Source organism: Nocardia sp. NPDC058497, from assembly GCF_042720195.1.
Taxonomy (GTDB): Bacteria; Actinomycetota; Actinomycetes; order Mycobacteriales; family Mycobacteriaceae; genus Nocardia.
The window spans coordinates 1-5280 of the sequence record NZ_JBHXMY010000422.1 but is presented as its reverse complement, the minus strand read 5'-3'; the positions used below and the strand labels follow the sequence as shown (position 1 = coordinate 5280).

Genomic DNA, 5280 nt, shown 5'->3' with positions numbered 1-5280 from the left:
TCTCCCCATACACATTGCGGGGCGCCACACCCCCCTAGCGCGCGGCAGGGGGTGTCTATATTTTTGGTTTTTTTTTGGGGGAGGGGCGGGCGACGGGCCGGGTTCGCCGCCCCGACTCATTTCCGCGGCCCCATCAAGCCTCATGAAGACTGTGGCCAAGGTCCCACGGCGCAGTGCTTGGCAGCACCGTAGCCATCCTTGCACGTGGTGTTGCGGTATTAGACCCTCTCATACGACCAAACTCGGACTGGTTTCCGAGCCCCCATTTTCGCCTGTACGTGCGAGCTGTCGACGATAATCTGGTCGAAGTCGACGAAACCGGCCGATTAGTAGAATGGGGTGAGCCAGGAGCAGCGGATCCCGTTGTCCGAGACCGCCGGATGACCGTTTGCGCTGGATAGGTAAGACTCGTCCGATTGACGGTAGTCACCAACGGCCGTTCACCCCCGTACACCCGCCTGCGCAGCGCCGCATCCGGTCCAAGAATCTCGGCGCTCGGTCCAACTGTGCGCATCGCTATCGGGTCAACTGTAGTCGCACCGGTATCGGGTGCAGGACATCAAGCCGGAGGATACCCTGCCGCCATTGGTGGCATGATTCTGAAATTAGTGGGCGGTGCCGTCTGGTTGAATTCATGCCGTGCGAGCCCCCCTCTGGTGTTGCGCGACGGTGACCGAGATAACATGCGGTCCTGGATCCGGTCGTCAACGATGAAGTCCGGACTCGCGCTACGAGCCCGGAGCATTGTGGCGGTATACGGCCCACTAGCCGACACGATCTCGTGCAGGTCGTTCCGGTCACCGGATTATGGTGGCCGGACCGACCCGTGTCATCGCCGTCGCCCGTCCGGCACGCTCACACGCGCTCGAGCACCGCCGAGGCGCCGATCCCGCCCGCGGCGCAGATGCCCAGCAGCGCGGTCTCTTTCCCGGTCCGCGCCAGCTCGTTGGCCATGGTCGTCACCATCCGGGCGCCAGTCGCGCCGAAGGGATGGCCCAGCGAGATCGACCCGCCGTGCACATTCAGCTTGTCGATGTCGATCGAGCCGACGGCCTCGTCCCGGTCGAGCCGGGTCTTGGCCCATTCCGGGCTCTCCAGCATGCGCAGCACCGACAGCGTCTGCGCGGCGAACGCCTCATGGATGTCGACGAGGTCGACATCGGCCAGCGTCAGGCCCGCCTTGTCGAGGGCACGCGGCATCGAGATGGCGGGGCCGATGAGGACCTGGTCGGCGGGGTCGACGCTGACGAAGCTCCACGAACGGATCGCCGCCAGCGGGGTGAACCCGAGGGCGCGTGCCTTCTCCTCGCTCATGAGCAGCACCGCGGAGGCGCCGTCGGTGAGCGGGCTGGCATTGCCCGCGGTGACCGTGCCGCCTTTCGCGAACACCGGATTCAGAGTGGCGAGCTTGTCGACGCTGGTGTTCGCGCGGACCAGCCCGTCGGTCTCGATCCGTGTGCCCGACGGCGTCGTCACCGGCACGACCTCGTCGTCGAAGCGGCCCGAGGCGATGGCGGCCGCGGCACGATGGTGCGAGCGGGCGGCGAACTCGTCCTGGTCGGCGCGGCTGATGCCGTTGATCCTGGCCATCTTCTCCGCCGACTCGCCCATCACCTCACCGGTGGTGCGCTCGGAGATCTTCGGCTGGCGCGGCAGGATGTCGGTGAACGGCGCGAGCTGGCGGACCACGTCGAGGTAGTCCTTCGGCTTCGGTGTGCCCAAGGCCACCGGCGCCACCGCGTGCACGACCTTCTGCGGGAGTTTGATCTCGGCATTGCTGGTGGAATCGCTGCCACCGGCGATCATGATGTCGTACTCGCCGCGTTCGATCGCCGCCGCCGCCGAGGTGACCGCCTGCAGGCCCGACGCGCACGCCCGGGTCACCGTGTAGCCCTCGCACCCGAAGTCCAGGTTCAGATCTAGGGCCACCTCCCGCGCGATGTTCGGCGCATGGCTCGGCAGGATCACCCCACCCCAGACGATGGACTGGATCTCGCCGGGGGCGATACCGCTGCGCTCGAGCAGACCACGGACCGCCGCACCGGCGAGGGCGATGCTGTCGAGGCGGGTGAAGTCGGTGAACGCGCGCACGAACGGGGTGCGCGCGCCCGCGACGACGACGGCACGGGTGCGTTTCTCGGCCATGTGAGTCCCTTCGGAAGTTCCGCTGAGCCCACGGTAACCGATACCGCCGGTACTGGATACTGGTTCGGGGTAACCCCGGTCGGTCAGGCTGGCGTGATCTCGATGCCGATGGTGCCTGCCTTGCCGCGGCGCAGGTTGCTGCCGAGGATGACCAGCGGCCCGGTCAGCCAGTACTTGCGGCGCAGCCAGGAGCGCACCTGCTCGGTCTCGGTGGCATCGAGCAGTCGCGCGGTGCCGCCGGTGACGGCACCGTGTGCCTTGCCGCGCGCGTCGCAGGGTTGCATCGTCACCTCGGGATTGCGGCGGATCCGCTTCACCTTCCAGCTGTCGGTGACCGTCCAGACGAACAGCTTGTCGTCGTGGGCGACGGCCCAGACCGGGGTCCCCACCGGTGAGCCGTCTTTGCGGAAGGTGGTGAGCAGCACGAAGTTCGCGGTCTGCAGTTCGCCGAGACTGTTCGTCATGCCCGCAGCCTAGCGGCATCCCGCGCATCGGCGCGCGATGCGAAGCGGTCACCGAAAGAGGGACGGGCGTTCGCGCGAAAGTCTTCTTAACCTCGGATCCGGACGACTCACTCTCCGGAAGGGCTACCGATGACAGACACCGCAGTGCCGATGCTGTGGAGCGGCGATCTGCCGAGCACGCTCGACTTCTACCGGGCACTCGGCTACACCGTCACCTACGAGCAGACCCGGCCTTATGTCTACGGTGCGGTCGAGGGACACGGGTGCGCGCTGCACTTCGCCGACGCACCACCCGGGATCGAACTGCCCGCCGAGCATGTGGGGGCGCTGGTGATGGTCGACGACGTCGCCGCTCGCCACGCCGAGTACACGGCGGCATTGCGCGCGCACTACGGGAAGATCCCGGTCAAGGGCTGTCCGCGGATCACCCGATTCCGGCCAGGCCAGTCCCGGTTCTCCCTGGTCGATCCGGTCGGCAACACCCTGCTGGTGATTCAGCGCGACGAGCCCATGGAGCTCGAGTACGGCGGCTCGCGGGCGCTCGCGGGCCTGGCGCGGGTGCTCGACAATGCCCGCATCCTGCGTGATTTCAAGAACGACGACCGGTCGGCGACCCGCGCCCTGGAAGCGGGCCTGCGTCGTTTCGGTGCCACCGCGTCCGCCGTCGACCGGGCCCGCGCCTACGCCGCGCTCGCCGAATTGGCCGTCGCGACAGCGGATTCCGAACGGCTCGCCCACTGGAAGGCCGAACTCGAGGCCGTCGAACTCACGCAGGAAGAGCACGCCGCGCTCTCCGCCGATGCCGCCGCTTCCGAGACGCTCGCGACCTGACTGACCGCCACCACACCCGGCTGAGCACGCGCCGCGGAGCCGGACGGCGGTTAGGCTTCGGTCATGCACCAACGCTCCGGCCCGCGGGTGATCCACTGTCTCGCAACCACTCTCGCCGCTGCCGCACTGACCGGCCTCGGCCCGATCGCCCCGGCACAAGCCGAGGCGGGGTGCGCGCAGGGCTGGCAGGCCGACATCATCTCCGCCGATCTCGGCGGCTTGGAAAACCTCGAATACGACGGCGCGGGCGGCTTCTATGTCACCGGCATCGTCGAAGGCGAACTCCTGCACGTCGACGGCGACGGCAAGGTCACCACGATCCTCACCGGCCTGGACGCCCCCGCCGGCCTCCGATTGTCCGGCGACATCCTCTATTTCATCACCGGCGACGGCACCACACCCCAGGGCGGCGGCACCCTCCGCCAACTCCACCTCCCGACCGGCGAAGTCACCGTCCTGCTCCCCGACCTGGTCCAGCCCAACGGCCTGCTCCTGCTCCCCGACGGCGACCTGCTCATCTCCCAGCTGTCGATCCCGTGGCCACCGGTCGGCATCAGCCGATACCGCCCCGCCACCGGCGAATTCACCCTCGCCTGGTCCCCGGTCCCCCGCCCCAACGGCCTCGCCCTCACCCCCGACCGGCAAGCGGTCTTCACCGAAGACGTGGCCACCTCCCAGATCCTGCGCGTCCCCCTCGACGCACCGCACACTCCCACCACAGTGGCCACCGTGCCCGACGGCCTGCTCCCCGGACTCGACGACCTCGACGCCACCGCCTCCGGCCTGGCCTTCGTCGCCGGCGACTACTCCGGCAGCGTCTACCAGATAGACACCACCACCGGCCACTGGTGCACCATCGCCACCGGCTGGACCACCCCGCGGGGCCTCCTCCCGGAGCGCCCCCCGATCGGCCCCACCTCCGCCCGCATCGCCCCCGACGGCCCCGGCTGGGCCCTGTTCGTCACCAGCATCGACGGCACCCTGCGCCGCCTCCGCCCACCCCCGGCCATCGACCTGACCCCACCCCTCCCCCGCTGACCGGACCGCGTCAGCGCGGGTCGCGCAACCAAGCGTCGACGACGGCGAAGTCCGCGTCAGTGAGCCCGTGTCGAGGATCGACGCGATGGAGCAGAGCTCGGCCGCGATGGTTGGCGGACACCCAGACTCGATCGTGGTCGGTGATCTCGTCATCGATCCACACGAAGGTCCGCCCCGCCGCCCTATCGACGAGAGTACGGGTCTTCCAGTGCAGCGTGCTGCCCTCGTGGTCGGCATCCGGCCAGCGCACCACCGGCAGATCCGGCAAGCCGATCAGCGGCGCCACCGAAGTGTTCGCCTCATCCATCCAGGTTGTGGCCCAGATCAGCTCGCACGCCAGCGCTGTCAGCCGGCGGCCGTGGTCGGGGTCGAGCCGTACCAGGAGCGGATTGACCGCGACCTGGGATGGTTCGAGCCGCTGCTGGGCCGTACCGCCGAAAGGTATGAGCGGTCCGTCGACGTCGAGGAACAACAGCGGCCGTGCCGGCGAATCTGTCACGGCGTCAACGGTAGTAGCAGCGGCCGCGGTTGCGCTCGGCGCGATCAACGCTGGAGCGATGGCGATGGTCATGATGAACTGGTGGATTCGCCGATCGAGTGAGGGAGGTCCGTGTGCGCTCGGCACCGGAGTGGTCGCAGCAGCGGGGGTTCGGGATCAGGGTGGAGTGGGGGCGGGCAGGGGCTGCAGCGATCGGGGTGGGGGCTGTTTGTGTGGTGGTGGTCGACGTGCTGTCGTTCACCACCTCGGTGTCGGTGGCGGTCGGTGCGGGCACGGCGGTGTTTACGTATAGGTTGCGGGACG

Annotated in this window: 5 protein-coding genes; 2 read left to right on the top strand and 3 right to left on the bottom strand. The window is 68.4% G+C overall.

Annotated elements, in window-relative coordinates; translation table 11 throughout:
- Window positions 1-855 precede the first annotated feature (855 nt).
- Window positions 856-2145, bottom strand: coding sequence for an acetyl-CoA C-acyltransferase (locus tag ACFWPJ_RS23710; protein ID WP_378854589.1), 1290 nt, complete (start codon window positions 2143-2145; stop codon window positions 856-858).
- 83 nt (window positions 2146-2228) lie between these two features.
- Entirely contained in the window at window positions 2229-2609 is a 381-nt protein-coding gene (locus ACFWPJ_RS23705) for a PPOX class F420-dependent oxidoreductase (protein WP_378854588.1), read from the bottom strand.
- A gap of 129 nt (window positions 2610-2738) precedes the next feature.
- On the opposite strand from ACFWPJ_RS23705, the gene ACFWPJ_RS23700 reads away from it, so the two are divergent.
- Window positions 2739-3440, top strand: a complete 702-nt coding sequence (locus ACFWPJ_RS23700) for a glyoxalase (protein WP_378854587.1) — start codon at window positions 2739-2741, stop codon at window positions 3438-3440.
- 63 nt (window positions 3441-3503) lie between these two features.
- Complete coding sequence (locus tag ACFWPJ_RS23695; RefSeq protein ID WP_378854586.1) at window positions 3504-4478, top strand: hypothetical protein; 975 nt, start codon at window positions 3504-3506, stop codon at window positions 4476-4478.
- 10 nt (window positions 4479-4488) lie between these two features.
- Here ACFWPJ_RS23695 and ACFWPJ_RS23690 read toward each other — a convergent pair whose 3' ends face one another.
- The gene (locus tag ACFWPJ_RS23690; protein ID WP_378854585.1) at window positions 4489-4977 is read right to left on the bottom strand and encodes an HAD domain-containing protein; all 489 of its coding nucleotides are present in this window, start codon (window positions 4975-4977) and stop codon (window positions 4489-4491) included.
- Between the last annotated feature and the right edge of the window lie 303 nt (window positions 4978-5280).